We start from the raw sequence: 16,398 nt of genomic DNA, 5'->3' as shown, positions 1-16,398 counted from the left end.
TTCTCATTTAAACATTGTGTCACAAACATTTCAAGTTATATTGATACAGTTCTTTGTTTTTTTCTTGTTTTTTTGTTATTTTCGTGAATTTGTCCAAAAAACAAGGAAAAACTTTTATATAATAGTGTCAGACTGTATTAGTACAAATGCTGTTTTTTTATAGAACAGGTATACGTGTACTTTTGGCGTTACGGTCTGTTTTTTACTGCTTGTTTTCTGTCAGCCATTGTTCAACCTGGCCGAGTATTTTTTCCATTGCCTGCATATTAGAGAAGCTTGGAATGCTTGCAAGGAGCACTTGTTTCGGTGCCTTTATAGTATCTCCTTTTTTCTGCAATATCAAAATGCTTTTTCCTGCCTGTTTATTTTTAAATAATGTCAATGGAAGCTGCATGATTGCTTGAATATGAACGGCATCCTTTAAATAAGCATGAAGTTTAGGTGCCTGTTCACTTTCAAATAATCCATTTGGAACCATAAAAAATCCAAATCCACCAGGTTTTAAATGATTGATGGACTGCTCGATAAAAAGATGATGGGCATAAGAATGACCGCTGTCTGCCTTAAGCTCATACTCACTTGCACCAACATCATTTGGATAGTATCCTACTGGCAGATCACTTATAACAATGTCCACTGGATCGATGAACAATTTCTCAAGACTGTCCTGATTAAAGAACTCTATTGGCTGTTCCTGAAGATTCGCATTGACATACGCAAGCTGAAGAAGTAAATCATCGATGTCTACCCCAATCGCCTCTGCTTGCTTGTCACCTTGTTGGTTAATGACAGATGTTAACAAATTGCCTGTGCCTACAGCCAAGTCTAGTAGACGCAGTTCTTTTTCTGTATAGAACTTTTGCACAAGATAACCAATAAACATTCCAATTGAATCTGGTGTCATCTGGTGATTAGGCTGTGTGTTTTCTTTCATGCCTTTTAAGATTGCCAACTGAAAGCTTTTACGGATATCCTCTTTGCTGAATGCTGAAAGCGAAATGGTCTCATAGCTTTTAGCAAGTCTTTTCTTTGCAATCTCGCTAATTTCTTCCTGCAAGATTGCTTCCTGGAAGATATTTTCTCCCGTTTCAGCTAACGCTTCTAAATAGGTACAGTGCAGTTCTTCTTGAAGCACTGTAGCTGTTTCATTAAAAATAGTAAATAATTGTTCGACAGGACTTATTTTCATGCCTCTCACCTATCTTTCCTATATGTTAAGTTAATTTTTACTAATCCCGCACAGAAAAAGCCTCGAAACTCTTTCGAGACTTTCTGCGTTATTCCCGATTACTCACAAATCACTTATTATTTTGCAGCCTTTACTGCTTCTATAGCTGCATCATAATTCGGATGATTACTCGCCTCTTCCACATATTCGGCATATGTAACAACGTCGTTTGAATCCACAACAAAAGTAGCTCGTGCAAGCAAACGCAGCTCTTCCATTACTACACCGTACGCTTTGCCGAAGGAAAGATCTTTATGGTCTGATACAGTAATGACATTTTCCAATCCGGCAGCAGCACACCATCTTCTTTGAGCGAAGGGAAGGTCTGCACTTACTGTAATTACTTCTACATTATCAAGTTTTACAGCCTCTTCATTAAAGCGTCTCGTTTGAGCATCACATACACCCGTGTCAATGGATGGGATGACACTGAATAAGCGTACCTTTCCTTTAGAGCTATCCAGCGTAATTTCCGTCATGTCGTTTGCCAACACTTTAAAGTCAGGAGCCTTGTCTCCAACCTTTACCTCATTGCCAATTAATGTGACGGGGTTGTTTTTGAATGTTACTGCAGGCATTAAAGTCACCCTTCCCGTAATTTTAATATGTATATGTGTTTATCATAGCGATACACGGGTCTATTTGCAAAGAAAAGGTCTGCTAAAAAAATAATAGTCTGATTCCACAGGCTAAAAAAGACTGCCTTAAAATGTGGTTTCAGACCTATTATCTATTATTAAAATTCAATATCTTCCTTCTTGCTGGCAGTTTGGCTGGAAGATTGCTGCTGCTGTCCGGAACCTGACTGGCTGTCTCCGTTTTTAGAGAACATTTGCTGAATTTTATCAACAGCTTGCGGAGCAAAATCCAATAGTTTTTCATATAGGTGTGTGCTTTCGTCAAGGTGAACCATTTTTACTCCTTGGCCATTAACAATTAAGAATGCTATTGGCGTAATAGAAACTCCGCCGCCGCTTCCGCCGCCAAATGGGTGTTTGCTTACACCATTGTCATGCAAAGAATGATCTTCAAGAGTAAATTCACTTCCACCTGCTGCAAACCCGAAACCAACCTTTGAAACAGTAAGGATTACACTGCCGTCCGGAGTTTCAACAGGGTCTCCGATAATCGTATTGACATCGATCATTTCCTTTAAGTTTTCCATTGCAGTTGTCATTAAGCCTTGTATTGGATGATCAGACATGTTTATTCCTCCATTTTCGTTATTCATTATTATTTTTGGATGGCCGGCGCTTCATTATTTGCTTTTAAATGAGGCATACCGCCCTTCCAATATTTCACTAGTTTAATTCCTGCAATCATAGCATGCCCTAAGCGAAATCGAATCATACACTTAAATAAAGTTTCTGAAGCATTGCGCTGGAATTGCGGATATATATGTATATGAGGCATATTTTGCATTTTCATATAATTGCTGATGATACCGATAATCGCACCTTTAACCGCCCAAACAGCTCCTGCTATCGCCCCTGTATGGGCAGCATCTCCCAGTCCGATAATGGAGCTCCATTCGATATCCTTTATGCGGACTTTTGACAGTAAATAGCGGAAAATGCGGTGAAAGCCTACAACATGCTGAAGCAGTTCCTTTGTGTTGGAAAAGGTATTAAGTAAATCGTCGCCTGTAAATTGGTTTGTCTTCTTATCACCTTTCTGTTCAGGTCCATCCTCTCCAACCTTCACTTTTGTTTCTTCTTTAACAACAAGAGAAGGAGAGTTATCATCTACTTTAATCAGCGGGAATTTCTTCTTGATTCTTATCAGACCAAAAAACACTCTAATTTCAATAGAGAGATCATCATTGTCTTTTGCATGGTAATATCGTATCCTTACAGTAATTTTCATCAATAAAAGCAGTAAAAACAAAAGAAGAAGGCATAGAATAATGATGCCGATGATGAATATAACTCTCACACTGTGCACATCCTTTCAGCCTTACTATTATTTGCTAATGAATAAAAAAATAAACCTGCCATAAAGGCAGGTTTCTCTTGAACTTATATGCTAACGTCTTTCGTGTACAACAGCAGTATCTGCAAATAAATCATGCAAGCCTTGTTTCTTTGGCAGAAATGCGACTAGAAGATAGAGAATAAAAATACTTGCAGATATAAATCTGCCTATCCACTCCCGGAAAATAACGGTGTCCCACGTTAATTGATCTTTCTTCAAGGGAATTACCTTCAAACCGAAAATCATTTTTCCTAACGTCTGCTTAAAATACTTTGTCATCAATACAAAATACAGGTAGAAAACGAATGCTGTCAGAATATTTACGGCAGAAAACAGGCCCGTGTTTTCCGTAGACAAGTCCATTAAGCGAAATATAGGATAAATTATAATCCGGTGTATGCTAGTAATGATAATGATATCAGCAATATACGCCCAAAACCGCATCCAAAAACCAGCATAATGATGTAAATCATTTTTCGTACTTGCCTGTTCTTCAGCATGTCCAGTGAGTTGATCGGTTCCTGTGTTTGTTATATCCATATCCATTTATCCGACCCCCTATTCTGCATACAAGTACATAAGCCGCGGTGAATTTGCATTAGTTGCGATTGTAAGAATATTGGCCAACTCACGCTCTTCTCCGCTAAGCAAACTTTTTGCTGACATGCCAAACATGGAAGCCAAGCTTCCTGAATCGCTATAGCTCACAACCATTGCATCATTCCACTTATAGTCAGCTTTCATCGCAGCAATGACATCATCCAAGTAACCAAAATCATCTATTAAATTCAAATCCTTTGCCTGTCTGCCGTCATAAATTCGGCCATCGGCAATCTCTCTGACTTTATCCTCTTTTATGCCTCTGCCTTCTGAAATAACCTTTACAAATCCATCATAGGAATTGTTAATCATCGTCTGAAGAATATCTCTTTCTTCATCTGTCATTTCTCTTGTAGAACTCATGATATCTTTATATGGACCGCTTTTGATTGTCACAAATTCAACCCCGTACTTCTCAGCAAGTCCTTCGAAATTATAACCTGACATAATAACACCTAATGATCCTGTCATCGTTTCCTGGCTGGCGTAGATTTTGTCAGCAGGTGCCGAGATATAATACCCTCCCGAAGCCCCCATTGATCCCATTGAAACATATACAGGCTTTTTAGTTTCTTCTTGTATTTCGACGATTTTGTCATGGATTTCTGCACTTTCGACAACTCCTCCGCCTGGGGAGTTCACCCTAAGAATTATCCCTTTAACATCGGAATCATCCTTCACTTTATCAAGCTTTTTCATAAAGGCTTTGTGATTGTATCCCGCAGATGAAAGGATTGATTGAGTATCTCCAGTATCCTGAATCGTCCCATCCACTTCAAGCACAGCTATTTTATTAAACTCATCTCCACTCTCCAACGTAGTTTCTGCAAATTCCTCTTCACTGCTTGCCATCAAATCGGAAAAAACACTGCTGAAATCAGTAGTTAACGCTGTCGACACAAAGCTTGTGATTATTGAAAACACAAAAATGAATCCAGCGATTCCAAGTGCCGCCCATCTTTTTTTATTCATTGCTTATGTATCCCTCCTTCTCCTTACTTTCTACGAATGACTATAATAAATGTTTCAAGATTCTTCTGTTTTATAGTCTGCTTATAAGAATAAGTTCATTCTTATCTAGCAAGAGACTCTATATGCCTTCTTAAATTTCTGCGCTTTTTTTGCCTTTTGCACTGCTTGCATGAGAAAACAGCTTTGTCTTTGATAAAGAATAAATCGATAATGCAGCCCAAATAAACAGGAAGGATAATAAATGGGTTGTTGTAAATGGTTCATCATAAACAAATACACCTAAAATAAGAGTCAAAGTTGGTGTCATATATTGGATGAATCCCAGCATGGATAGTGGTATTCGTTGAGCACCTTTAGCAAAAAATAGGAGCGGAACTGCTGTTAACACACCAGAAAGAATGACTAACAAATCCAATTGTGGTGAAACTGCCAGAAAAGCATGGTCTCCCTTAACAAATAAATAAGCAATATACATTAATGCAATTGGTGTTATAAACAATGTTTCTAATGTGAGCCCTATACTTGAATCAATTGAAATAAGCTTCTTGGCCAAACCATATAATCCAAACGTGAATGCAAGGGACAAAGCTATCCATGGAAAGCTTCCATGGGAAAAGGTTAAAATTATTACTCCAATGGCTGCTAAACCGACAGAAACATACTGTGTTTTTGTCAATTTTTCCTTCAGCACAATCATGCCAAGCAATACGCTGACTAAAGGATTAATATAATAGCCAAGACTAGTTTCAATAATTTGGTCTGCATTAACTGCCCAAATATAGATAAACCAATTGCAGCTAACTAACAAAGAAGCAACAAATAGCATCAAGCCTTGTTTTTTATTAGTTTTGAAACTGGAAAGCACTCCAATCAGTTTTTTCCATTTCTTTGTTACTGTTATTAGCAATACCATAAATACAAAAGACCATAACACTCGATTTGCGAGAATTTCGTCTGCTCCTACCCCTTGCAGATTCTTCCAATAAATCGGAAATAACCCCCAGATTAAGTAAGCGATGGCAGCATACAGCACTCCCGTTTTCATTTGGTTATCCTTCATCTTTATCTCTTCTTTCTATTTTCGAAATATTTCATATTATAATTCTATTCCAGATAATACACAACCCGAAATTTTCCAAAAAAGAAAAAGAGATTAAGTATTCCTTAATCTCTCTCTTCTTTTTGATATACAGTTTCACTTGCAATAATAGTTTGTACAACTTGTACTTTCTGGATATCTTTAGGCTCTATTGTAAATAAATCTTGATCAAGCACCGTGAAATCTGCAAGGTATCCTTTTTCAATTACGCCTCTGTCTTTTTCATGGCAAATAGCATAGGCGCTGCCCTTTGTATACAAGCTTACTGCTTCATATACAGATAATGCTTGTTCCGGCATATAGCCTGCTCCGCTTAGATCTTCTGTATTCGTTCTCGTCACGGCAGCATAAATACCTGCAAGAGGGTCAGCGGATTCAATTGGTGCATCAGAACCGCCTGCACAATGAAGTCCGCTTTTGAGCAATGTTTTCCATGCATAACAATATTTCATATTATCCTTGCCAAGTCGGTCATACACCCATGGAAAATCTGATGTAACAAAGCTAGGCTGAATATCTAGTATAAGGGGAAGGCCTTTCATACGGTTGATTAAGTCTTCACGCAGCATGGTTGCATGAATGAGTCTGTCTCTGCCGTATCCCTTTAACGGATGCTTCTCAATCATTTGTAAAACCATATCAAAAGCGGCATCCCCAATAGCATGCACTGCTACAGGCATATTATTTTCTCTTGCCTTCTTGATTAGCTCCTCTAACTGCTCCATTGTAAAGATGCTGACACCTTGTGTGGACGGATCATCAGCATAAGGTCTGCTTAAAAATGCTGTCCTCCCGCCAAATGCGCCATCTGCAAATATTTTCATGGCGCCAAATTCTACCCAATCTCCCCCAGATTGATAAGTATTTCCGGACTTCACCATCTCATCAAAAACACGATGATGTACAAGCAAATGTGCCCTAAACAGATGCCCCTCTTCTTCTATCACTTCCTTGAAGGCTGTTTGAGTTCCCTCAAAACCGTGATAATAAAATAAATCTTCTGTATGAGCACCTGTCAAACCAAGTCTGTAAGCATCCTTGATGCCTTCACGTAATGCATTTTTAACATATTCATGACTTTTCTCAGGTATGACCTTAGTAATAAGCTCCTGCGCTTTATCCTTCAATACCCCAGTAATGGCACCTGTTTCATCTCTTTCTATTACTCCGCCAAAGGGCTCTTCTGTCTTATTTGTCACGTTTGCTAATTGTAATGCCTTTGAATTCACTGCAATGGCGTGTTTGCAGATTCTGTCCAAAACAACTGGATTATTCGGGATTGCTTTATCAAGTTCTTCTTTAGTGAGTGGAGATTTGTCATCCCAAATATTCTCATTCCAGCCTCCCCCTAAAATCCATTCACCTGCTGTTGCCTTCTTTCCTGCTTTCTTTATAAGCTGCAATGCAGCTTCTTTTGAAATACATGCGGACAGGTCGAGACGAAGCAGTCTTTCCCCATGTCCAATAAGATGCATATGACTGTCCACAAAGCCCGGCAGCATGGCAGCACCTTTTAAATGGACCTGATCCGTTATGTTGCTTCTATATTTTTTTTCAAGCGTCTGTTTATCGCCATAATCGACTATAAGCTGTCCTTCTGTATATACAGCCTCTATCATTTCGCCCTCTTGCTTCATTGTGTATATTGTTCCACCATAAAATAAAGTACCCATTCTTTTCCTCCTAAACAAATAAGCAGCTATGTATATATTTTGCATACATGCTGCTTATTCCTTCTTTGCTTATAGGGTATTTCATAAACCGAAATTTCGGTTATCCATTGTTTTTCTGTTCATTATCCCTTAGTTCCACTCTTCTTGTTTTACCAGAAGCTGTTTTAGGAAGCTCATTGATAAATTCAATCTTACGCGGATATTTATAAGGCGCAGTCATAGTCTTAACATGTGTCTGCAATTCCTTCACTAACTCATCTGTCCCTTCGATACCATCACGAAGCACAATAAATGCTTTTACGACATTTCCTCTGATAGGGTCTGGACTTGCGACAACAGCACACTCTTTTACTGCAGTATGTTTAACTAGTGCATCTTCGACTTCAAATGGCCCGATTGTATAGCCAGAGCTTATGATGATATCATCACTTCTGCCTTCAAACCAGAAATAACCGTCTGCATCCTTTTTCGCTCTGTCGCCAGTAATATAGTATTCGCCTCTGAACTGCTGTCTAGTCCGCTCCGGCTCTTTAAAGTACTCTTTAAATAAAGCAGGTGTGTCTTTATGGACAGCAATATCGCCAACTTCTCCCACTGCACATGGTTTACCATTTTCGTCGACAACTTCAACAATATTTCCAGGTGTTGGTTTGCCCATCGAACCTGGACGAAGTGGAACTCCTTTTGTAATGCCTAACAGCAGCGTATTTTCTGTTTGGCCATATCCATCTCGTACATCAAGATTGAAATGAGCTTTGAATACATCGATTACTTCTCTGTTCAGCGGCTCTCCTGCTGAAACTGCACTTCGTAAGCTAGGAAGCTTGAATGAACCGATATCTTCTACTTTAGCCATCAGGCGATACTCTGTAGGAGTACAGCATAATACATTGATTTCATAGTCTTCGAGCAGCTGTAAATATTTGCGAGGATCGAACTTGCCGTGGTAAACAAATCCGACTGCACCTGATCCTAATACGGAAAGAAGCGGACTCCAAACCCATTTCTGCCAGCCAGGTCCAGCTGTAGCCCAAACTAAGTCGCCACTTTCAATACACAGCCAGTTTGGCGCAGCTGTACGAAGGTGAGCATATGCCCAGCCATGTGTATGTACAACACCTTTTGGATTACCTGTAGTTCCAGACGTATACGAAATAAATGCTGTATCTGATTTTTTTGTTATCGTTAACTCCAACTCATCAGAAGCGTCTGCTGCTGCTTCATCTAAATATCTCCATCCATCTGCTTCTTTGCCGATAACAAATCGTTTCAGGCTGTTGAGCTCTTCTACTTTGTTAAGCTCGTCCAAAAATGGATAATAGCTGATGACAGCTTTCACTTCACCGTGTGTAATCCTGTATTGCAGATCCTTCGCCCGAAGCATTTCTGAGCTTGGAAGGATTGTAAGCCCTAATTTCAGTGCAGCTATGTATACTTGGTACGCTTCAATCAGTCTTGGTACAATGACCAATACAACATCACCTTTTACAAGGCCCGCTTCCTTAAAAACATTGCCCATCTTATTTGCCTGCTGCATAAGTTGGCTGTATGTAATTTCTTGCTTATCTCCGCTTTCATTTTGCCAGCGCAATGCAAGCCTTTCTTTGTTTTGCGCAAACTTTTCAATCTCGGAAACGAAGTTATACATTTCCGGAGCCAATAATTCTTCCCGACCCATTTCATTTCCCCCTAGTGATTAGGTTTAAAAATACTTATGTCATTATACTACTAACTCTTTCATTTTTAAAATATTTCATTTTCGCTAAGGAGATAATTAGTGATTTATAAGCAAAAAGAGATGAGGCAAAGGCCTCATCTCTATCGCCATATTATTTTATTATTGTTGGTATCCGCCACCAAGTTGTTGTTCAGCCATTTGAACTAGACGTTTAGTGATTTCACCACCAACAGAACCGTTAGCGCGAGCAGTTGTTTCTGCACCTAAGTTAACGCCAAATTCTGAAGCGATTTCATATTTCATTTGTTGTAGAGCTTGGTCTGCACCAGGTACTACTAAGTTATTGCTGCTGTTGTTGTTTGCCATGTGTATCACCTCCTTGTTGATAATAGAATGTGTAATACACATGGACTTCATTCATTTTTTCTAATTGGTAATTGTTCACATTATTACCACTACTAGCAAATAGGTTACTTTCTGTTAAAACAAGCTGTCTAACAGACTGTTTTCTTCCTGTTTGCCAGTTAGTATAATTGTTTCTACTTTGTCGACAGCTTCCTTAATCATTGGCTCAAAGTCCACAAAACTCTCATAAAACTCCACCTTCTCTTTTTTCGGTTTTGTTTTTGGGGAAGCAGGAACAAATACTGTACAACAATCCTCATAAGGTCTGATGGAGATGTCATATGTTCCAATAGACTTAGCAATGTCGACAATATCTCCTTTATCAGATGCGACCAATGGTCTGATAATCGGTGTATTTGTAACTGCATTTATCGCATACATGCTTTCAAGGGTCTGGCTGGCAACTTGACCGAGACTTTCCCCTGTAATGATTGCTAATGCTTCTTGCCTTCTTCTGATTTCATCTGTGATTCGCAGCATTAGCCTTCTTGTCGCAGTCATTGTATAGTTTTCTGGTATTTGTTTATGAATTAACTGCTGTATCTCTGTAAAAGGTACAATGTGAAGGACAAACCGCCCATTCATGGAAGCAAGCACATTGCCAATATCGACAACCTTTTGCTTAGCTCTTTCACTAGTGAATGGAGGACTAAAGAAGTGAACCCCTTCAAGTTCAAGCCCTCTCTTCATAGACAAGTAGCCTGCAACAGGACTGTCTAACCCGCCTGATAGCATAAGAACTGCTTTTCCGCTCGCACCAGAAGGCAGTCCACCAGCACCAGCAAAGTTTTCACTCGACAAATACACTGCCTCACTTCTCACTTCGACCTGCAGTGTAATATCGGGATTTTTGACATCTACTTTTATACCAGGAATATTTTTCAAAATATGAGAACCAAAAAAATGGTTCAGTTCATTTGTGTCCAGGGAAAAGGTCTTATCAGATCTTCGCGCACTCACTTTAAACGTATTTCCATCCTTATAGATTGAAGATACAAGCTCTAATGCTGTGTCTTTCAGCAAGTCTAAATCTCGGTCGACCTTAATAGCAGGGCTGAATGACTGAATTCCAAAGATGTTCCTTAATGAATGAACGACAGCTTCTGCTTCCGTCCCATTTAAAATGACATACATACGGTCACGCTGTCCGTCAATTTTGATGTTAGGAAAACTGCTTAAAGCATCTGCAATGGAATGTCTTAATTTATCAACGAATTTTTTTCTGTTTTTTCCTTTAGTAGAAAGCTCTCCATACCGAATTAATATACGATCATACTTCATCTGTTCATTACTCCTCTTAGCCAGTTGATAGTTTCCTTTAATACAGACATTGCTTCCCGAATATCTTTTAACTCATTATCATAAGCCAAGCTGATTCGAAAAGAACTTTCTGCGATATTTTCCGGTACTCCCATAGCCAATAATGTTTTGCTGACTGTGTTTGTCTTTGATGAACACGCACTAGTAGTCGACAGAAAAATACCTTTTTCCTCGAGGGCGTGAATCAATACCTCTGCTTTGATACCACTTGCTGAGAAATTAATAATATGCGGAACACTGTTAACCGGGGAGTGGACAACAACATTATCCATGCTTTCTAACTGATCACGGATGAACTTGTTCTGTTCAAGCATTTTCCCAAACTGATTTTTGTAGTTATCAAGCTGCATTCTTAAAGCTTTCGCTGTTGCTACTGCACCTGCCACATTTTCCGTTCCGCTTCTTACATTGCGCTCCTGTCCTCCGCCGGCAAGCAATGGAGAAATATTAATTCCGTCCTTTGCAAACAGGATACCATTGCCTTTTAGTCCATGAAATTTATGTGCGGACATTGTATATAAATCTATATGATAATCTCTTAATGAAAGAGGCGTTTTTCCTATTGCCTGAACACCATCTACATGAAAATATATCTTAGGATATTCGTTCAATAACTTTCCGATTGCTTCAATCGGTTGGATTGCGCCTGTTTCATTATTAACATGCATGATAGAAACAAGTATTGTATCACTCTGTATATGTTTTTTAATATCCTCAACAGATACAATCCCATCCTCGTTAACAGGAAGGTATGTTACGGAGAAACCGTCTTGCTCCAGCTGTTCCATTACCTTCATTATCGAATCATGCTCTATGCTTGTTGTGATAATATGTTGACCTCTTGACTTAAACCTTCGAGAAATCCCTTTTAGTGCCATATTGTTTCCTTCTGTACCGCCAGAAGTAAAATAAATCTCGCTTTCCTTAACATCTAGCAACGCGGCAATTTGAGCCCTTGCTTGTATCAAAAGCTTCTCTGCTTCCATCCCTATTCGATGCAAAGAAGAAGGATTTCCAAAATAGTTTGCTGCAACTGCTGTATAGGATTCAATCACTTCCGGAAACGGCTTTGTTGTCGCACTATTATCCAAATATATCATAAGCCCCTCCTAACTAAGAACTCCAGCACTTTATGGTATCATAGTAAACATTATTTGAAAATATAATAGAGCTATGCGTTAAAAACAAAAAGATAGTTTGAATTGCACTGCAAAAAAAAGATAGCCTTGCTCGGGCTATCTTCTTTTTTCTATTTCATTTGCTTTTCCCTTAAATCGCCAATCAAAGCTTCCATTCGCTTCATACTGCCAGGTTCAATTTCCTCAACCGCCGCAGCTGCTTGCTCTAACGCTTCCTTATAACGATACTTACGGAAAAGCATTTCCGCTTCTGCAAGCGACTTTTCAGCCTTTGGATATTTACGGCGGTATCTATTACCATATTGGATGACCTTCTCAGCCAACAGAACCGTCTCAACCAGTTCTTCCGTAGCATTCACCAGCGCATGTGTAACATGCTCTGCATTTTCAACCATGCTTTGAACCGTCGGCAAATCAAGTGGCGCCTCCTGCAATACGGTTTTAAGCTTAGCCATAGCTTCCTTTGTCTCTTCTGCAAGCTCATTGTATTCTGCTGTAACACCAGGCAAATTACTGTTCGCAACCATCCGAAGAGCATTTGTCATTTGCTTTGTGAGCTCTGTCATTTTTTCATGTGCAGCTACTTCATCTTTTCTTAAGGCATGAAGCTTGTCAAAGAGGTCCTCCTGTTCCTTTGAAGCACTCTCAAGCTGCTCTTTAAGAACCTTTAGTTCCTCACTTAAAATCGTATGTGCCGCAGACTCTGTCAACAGCTTATGCTCAAGCACCTCATATTGCTTGTATAATAGCTTCAGACGTTTCTCGAGTTTGAACTGCAGCTCTAAATCTTCATCATTCAAATTATAGCTTCTCTGCAGCAAGGATACCTCTACTTGAAGGCGAGAGTTCCCTTCCCTGATTTCTTCAAGGATTGCCTTAGCAGGATCTAAGTTTTTGTTCCAGTAGTTTCTTGCAATTACTTCTTTTTCAAGCAAGTCATACAGAAGATCCAGTTTTTCCTGTACTTCTGCAATAACATTTTGCACCTGCTCTATCTTTCCTTCTACAAGCAGCTTGTTGCTTTCTTCCAGTTCCACTTCAATTTCCTTCACTTCTGTTTCAAGCTGGATATGTTCAAGAATGAAGCCTTGTTCCAGCATATCTGCATATCCATCTTTTAAATCATTCAGCTGTTCAGGAAGCTTCGTTTGGCACTCAATAAGCAACGGAGGCACATTATCAATCAAGTAGCGAATATCGCCAGTGAGCTTTTCGATTGCATGAATAATTTCCCTTGCTTCCAAATAATCGCCATTATTCGTTTTTTCTTCATACTCTTTTAGCTTTACAGTAGTTTCCTGCAGCATTTCTTCTATTTTGCTTTCTGTTTCTCCGAAAGAGTGCCTATGTGCTAGCAATGTCTTTTTGCTTTCTCGATAGGATTCCTTTAAAGCATCAATTTCAGTTCTGTTCTTTTCTTCGCTTCCAATTAAATTATTAAGCTCCTCAAGCATTGTTTCGATGCTGCTCTCCATGCTCTCCAATTTAACGCGGATTTTTTTCTGAAGCTCTTTTGCTTTTCTGAACTTATATTTATCAATCGACTCTTCTGTATCAAACAAAAGCTCTTCGAGTTCCGGCAACTGATCTGTCACGATACCATCCCAATCAGCTCTCCATTTTTCAAAGAGTTCCTCCGTTTGCCCAATCATATTAAGCTTTTTCACTTTCGAAAGCTCATTCAACACAGGCCGATTCATTATATCGATTTTCCAGCTTTCCAGCTCATCCACTGTTCCATAATATTTTCTTCTAATAAAATATCCTGCTGCAAATAGGCAGATTAAAATGCCTACTCCTCCGATTATGTAGTTCATTTGAAGCCCCCTGTTCATACACCGACCAAATTTATTTCAACATACTTTTATATGTAAAGGTTATATATTTGTATTTATGATACCATGTAAACGACAATTTTTGACTAATATTTTATTTTTTTTTTAAAGAAAATTGTTATTTTCCAAGACAGTTTTTCTTTATGTGAATTTACGTAAGGCAAACAATAGTTCTCCCCGTATCTTGCCGGCACTTACTCCCTAGTGAAATTCAGTCCGATTTCCGTCTGTTTTTAAGCATTTATAGAATATTTTTAAAAAAAGCATTCCTGTATATCGGAACAATAAAGGTATAATAAATATAGCCATACTGGGAAAGGGTGAGAGTCATGTACAAAAGAGATGGTCATATTCATACACCATATTGTCCGCATGGGACAAAGGACGGATTAAAAGAATACATAAAAAGAGCTATAGACCTAGGATTTAAAGAGATAACGTTCACGGAACATGCCCCGTTACCGAAGGGGTTTGAGGATGCAGCCCCGACAAAAGACAGCAGCATGACAATGGAGCAGCTGCCTTCTTATGTCGAAGATGTCTTAGAAGTAAAGGCGGAATTCAGCAGGGAACTGATCATTAATCTTGGTCTAGAGATTGATTATATTGAAGGCTATGAGAATGGAACGATGGAGTTCTTGCTAGAGTGGGGGAAATTTTTAGATGACAGTGTATTGAGTGTGCATTTTTTAAAAAATCCACACGGAAAATATGATTGCCTTGATTACAGCCCCGAAATATTTGCTAGTATGATTGAGAAATATGGACATGTTGATTGTATCTATGAATGCTATTTCCAAACACTCTCTAAATCGATATTAGCTGATTTAGGTCCATTTAAACCGAAAAGAATCGGACATATGACGCTTGTCCATAAGTTTCAAAAGCAATTCCCTCCGGTTCAGGATTTTTCACTTGCTATAAAGGAAATACTTCATCTTGTGAAACAAAAGGAGCTTGAGCTGGATTATAATGCAGCAGGATTATTTAAGCCATTATGCGAGGAGACATACCCTCCCATTTGGGCGATAGAGGAAGCAGTGCGTCTGCAAATCCCGCTTATATATGGATCAGATGCCCACCAAGCCAAGGATTTAGGACAAGGGCAACATCTATTAATTGGGAACGGCTAAGCGCTGCGGAAAGCAAATTACTTCATCAATCCATTTATCGATTTCCTCTAGGTATTTTTTGATGAAATATGGTTCATTTAAATAAATATGAAGAACCTCTTGAATATACGATGCATTTAGAAAAGGCATAGAAAGGAAGCTTTTTAACTGAATGATGCTGTATGGAACAGATTGTTTTTTAAATTCCTTTTTTTCTATGCCACTTTCCAAAATGCTTGATAAATAATAGCGTTCCTTTACATAATAAGTAGACAATATTTCCCTGACAACTTGGGAATCAATAGATACTTCTCGGAGTACGAACCTTGTTAACTGTAAATTCTTCCATTGAAATTCAATGATTTCTTTTACGACTGTCTTCAGCTTTTCCGACATGCTGCTATAATTATGGCGGAAAACCTCCTCCAGGACAGCCATATAATTCTCAAAATAATTAGTGAAGCAATACTCAAGCAAACCATTCTTACCATTAAAGTAGTAGGAAATATTTGCAATATTTACATTGGCATGGCCTGCGATGTCTCTGATAGATGTACCATTGTAGCCTTTTCTGTTGAATAATGTAATCGCAGATTCGACTATTGCTTCCTTTGAATTTCTTTTCACCCATATCGCCTCTTTTCTCTTGCTATTCAAAGTAATATATGTTTGAATAATAATTATTTTTGTGCAGCATAAATGATAGAAGAAAAGCCTCTATATAAATTTCTTGATTATATTGGCCAATCCTTTAAAAGAAAGTCGACAAAACTTTTTCATATTCGCTCTAATCTGCTAAAATAATGAGAATAATAGAAGGAAAGTTAGGTGATTTGCTTGTTTAACGTCGAAACATACAAAGGCAATCGAGAACAGCAATACGAATTGGTAATTAAACAGCTGAAAGCTCTTCTTGAAGGCGAATCAAATACAATTGCAAACTTATCAAATGCAGCTGCTCTTTTGAATCAATTTTTGGATCGTGTCAATTGGGTAGGCTTTTATTTAACAGAGGATAATAAGGAGCTTGTACTCGGCCCGTTCCAAGGTTTGCCTGCATGTGTTCGTATTCCTTTCGGAAGAGGTGTTTGCGGAACTTCTGCCGAGAAGAAGGAGACAGTATTAGTGGAAGATGTTCATCAATTCCCGGGACATATTGCTTGTGATGCTGCTTCCCAATCAGAAATTGTCGTGCCATTGGTGAAAGAAGACGGCACATTATTAGGTGTTCTCGATATTGATTCACCTGAAAAATCCCGCTTTGATGAAACAGACAAGAAGTATTTAGAATTATTTGTTTCTGCCCTAATGGATTTTGTAAATTAATTTGTTCTAGTTCATACGAAAAACACCCCGAAACGTT

Annotated in this window: 16 protein-coding genes; 2 read left to right on the top strand and 14 right to left on the bottom strand. The window is 38.7% G+C overall.

The window, feature by feature from the left end; genetic code table 11:
* Positions 1-202 precede the first annotated feature (202 nt).
* The 13 genes from LXM54_RS22105 to ezrA form a co-directional block, all read right to left on the bottom strand.
* A complete protein-coding gene (locus LXM54_RS22105) occupies positions 203-1,189 on the bottom strand; it encodes a class I SAM-dependent methyltransferase (RefSeq protein ID WP_233317412.1) in 987 nt (328 codons plus the stop codon).
* A gap of 116 nt (positions 1,190-1,305) precedes the next feature.
* Entirely contained in the window at positions 1,306-1,806 is a 501-nt protein-coding gene (tpx, locus tag LXM54_RS22100; RefSeq protein ID WP_233317411.1) for a thiol peroxidase, read from the bottom strand.
* Positions 1,807-1,964: 158 nt separating this feature from the next.
* Positions 1,965-2,432: a GerW family sporulation protein gene (gene ytfJ, locus LXM54_RS22095; protein ID WP_233317410.1), complete on the bottom strand. Its 468-nt coding sequence runs from the start codon at positions 2,430-2,432 to the stop codon at positions 1,965-1,967.
* Between the two features lie 29 nt (positions 2,433-2,461).
* Positions 2,462-3,163 (bottom strand): DUF2953 domain-containing protein, encoded by a 702-nt coding sequence (locus tag LXM54_RS22090; RefSeq protein ID WP_233317409.1) that lies wholly within the window; start codon positions 3,161-3,163, stop codon positions 2,462-2,464.
* A 90-nt stretch (positions 3,164-3,253) separates the two neighbouring features.
* Positions 3,254-3,742, bottom strand: coding sequence for an RDD family protein (locus tag LXM54_RS22085; protein WP_233317559.1), 489 nt, complete (start codon positions 3,740-3,742; stop codon positions 3,254-3,256).
* An 18-nt stretch (positions 3,743-3,760) separates the two neighbouring features.
* Positions 3,761-4,774: a signal peptide peptidase SppA gene (sppA, locus tag LXM54_RS22080; RefSeq protein ID WP_233317408.1), complete on the bottom strand. Its 1,014-nt coding sequence runs from the start codon at positions 4,772-4,774 to the stop codon at positions 3,761-3,763.
* A 130-nt stretch (positions 4,775-4,904) separates the two neighbouring features.
* A complete protein-coding gene (gene rarD, locus LXM54_RS22075) occupies positions 4,905-5,834 on the bottom strand; it encodes an EamA family transporter RarD (RefSeq protein WP_233317407.1) in 930 nt (309 codons plus the stop codon).
* Positions 5,835-5,938: 104 nt separating this feature from the next.
* Positions 5,939-7,546 (bottom strand): amidohydrolase, encoded by a 1,608-nt coding sequence (locus LXM54_RS22070; protein ID WP_233317406.1) that lies wholly within the window; start codon positions 7,544-7,546, stop codon positions 5,939-5,941.
* Positions 7,547-7,646: 100 nt separating this feature from the next.
* Positions 7,647-9,224: an acyl-CoA synthetase MbcS gene (mbcS, locus tag LXM54_RS22065; RefSeq protein ID WP_233317405.1), complete on the bottom strand. Its 1,578-nt coding sequence runs from the start codon at positions 9,222-9,224 to the stop codon at positions 7,647-7,649.
* Positions 9,225-9,383: 159 nt separating this feature from the next.
* A complete protein-coding gene (locus LXM54_RS22060) occupies positions 9,384-9,590 on the bottom strand; it encodes an alpha/beta-type small acid-soluble spore protein (protein WP_233317404.1) in 207 nt (68 codons plus the stop codon).
* Between the two features lie 114 nt (positions 9,591-9,704).
* Positions 9,705-10,910 (bottom strand): tRNA uracil 4-sulfurtransferase ThiI, encoded by a 1,206-nt coding sequence (gene thiI, locus LXM54_RS22055; protein WP_233317403.1) that lies wholly within the window; start codon positions 10,908-10,910, stop codon positions 9,705-9,707.
* A complete protein-coding gene (locus LXM54_RS22050; RefSeq protein ID WP_233317402.1) occupies positions 10,907-12,049 on the bottom strand; it encodes a cysteine desulfurase family protein in 1,143 nt (380 codons plus the stop codon). Before LXM54_RS22050 ends, thiI begins: the two co-directional genes overlap by 4 nt.
* 149 nt (positions 12,050-12,198) lie before the next feature.
* Entirely contained in the window at positions 12,199-13,905 is a 1,707-nt protein-coding gene (gene ezrA / locus LXM54_RS22045) for a septation ring formation regulator EzrA (protein ID WP_233317401.1), read from the bottom strand.
* Between the two features lie 347 nt (positions 13,906-14,252).
* Here ezrA and hisJ point away from each other — a divergent pair, with 347 nt between their 5' ends.
* Positions 14,253-15,056 (top strand): histidinol-phosphatase HisJ, encoded by an 804-nt coding sequence (gene hisJ, locus LXM54_RS22040; protein WP_233317400.1) that lies wholly within the window; start codon positions 14,253-14,255, stop codon positions 15,054-15,056.
* Here hisJ and refZ read toward each other — a convergent pair.
* Positions 15,039-15,662, bottom strand: coding sequence for a forespore capture DNA-binding protein RefZ (gene refZ / locus LXM54_RS22035; RefSeq protein WP_233317399.1), 624 nt, complete (start codon positions 15,660-15,662; stop codon positions 15,039-15,041). The two genes, hisJ and refZ, sit on opposite strands and share 18 nt — an antisense overlap.
* Positions 15,663-15,872: 210 nt before the next feature.
* Here refZ and LXM54_RS22030 point away from each other — a divergent pair, with 210 nt between their 5' ends.
* Complete coding sequence (locus LXM54_RS22030; protein WP_233317398.1) at positions 15,873-16,361, top strand: GAF domain-containing protein; 489 nt, start codon at positions 15,873-15,875, stop codon at positions 16,359-16,361.
* The last annotated feature ends 37 nt before the right edge of the window (positions 16,362-16,398 follow it).

It is taken from the genome of Bacillus sp. Au-Bac7, from assembly GCF_021341655.1.
Taxonomy (GTDB): Bacteria; Bacillota; Bacilli; order Bacillales; family Cytobacillaceae; genus Niallia.
The sequence above is the reverse complement of the archived record's forward strand: the minus strand, read 5'-3'. Positions and strand labels throughout refer to the sequence as shown.

Bases quoted from the DNA above. Each gene is read 5' to 3' on its own strand.
- LXM54_RS22105 (WP_233317412.1), bottom strand. From the start codon at position 1,189: ATGAAAATAAGTCCTGTCGAACAATTATTTACTATTTTTAATGAAACA.
- tpx (WP_233317411.1), bottom strand. From the start codon at position 1,806: ATGCCTGCAGTAACATTCAAAAACAACCCCGTCACATTAATTGGCAAT.
- ytfJ (WP_233317410.1), bottom strand. From the start codon at position 2,432: ATGTCTGATCATCCAATACAAGGCTTAATGACAACTGCAATGGAAAAC.
- LXM54_RS22085 (WP_233317559.1), bottom strand. From the start codon at position 3,742: ATGGATATAACAAACACAGGAACCGATCAACTCACTGGACATGCTGAA.
- sppA (WP_233317408.1), bottom strand. From the start codon at position 4,774: ATGAATAAAAAAAGATGGGCGGCACTTGGAATCGCTGGATTCATTTTT.
- rarD (WP_233317407.1), bottom strand. From the start codon at position 5,834: ATGAAGGATAACCAAATGAAAACGGGAGTGCTGTATGCTGCCATCGCT.
- LXM54_RS22070 (WP_233317406.1), bottom strand. From the start codon at position 7,546: ATGGGTACTTTATTTTATGGTGGAACAATATACACAATGAAGCAAGAG.
- mbcS (WP_233317405.1), bottom strand. From the start codon at position 9,224: ATGGGTCGGGAAGAATTATTGGCTCCGGAAATGTATAACTTCGTTTCC.
- LXM54_RS22060 (WP_233317404.1), bottom strand. From the start codon at position 9,590: ATGGCAAACAACAACAGCAGCAATAACTTAGTAGTACCTGGTGCAGAC.
- thiI (WP_233317403.1), bottom strand. From the start codon at position 10,910: ATGAAGTATGATCGTATATTAATTCGGTATGGAGAGCTTTCTACTAAA.
- LXM54_RS22050 (WP_233317402.1), bottom strand. From the start codon at position 12,049: ATGATATATTTGGATAATAGTGCGACAACAAAGCCGTTTCCGGAAGTG.
- ezrA (WP_233317401.1), bottom strand. From the start codon at position 13,905: ATGAACTACATAATCGGAGGAGTAGGCATTTTAATCTGCCTATTTGCA.
- hisJ (WP_233317400.1), top strand. From the start codon at position 14,253: ATGTACAAAAGAGATGGTCATATTCATACACCATATTGTCCGCATGGG.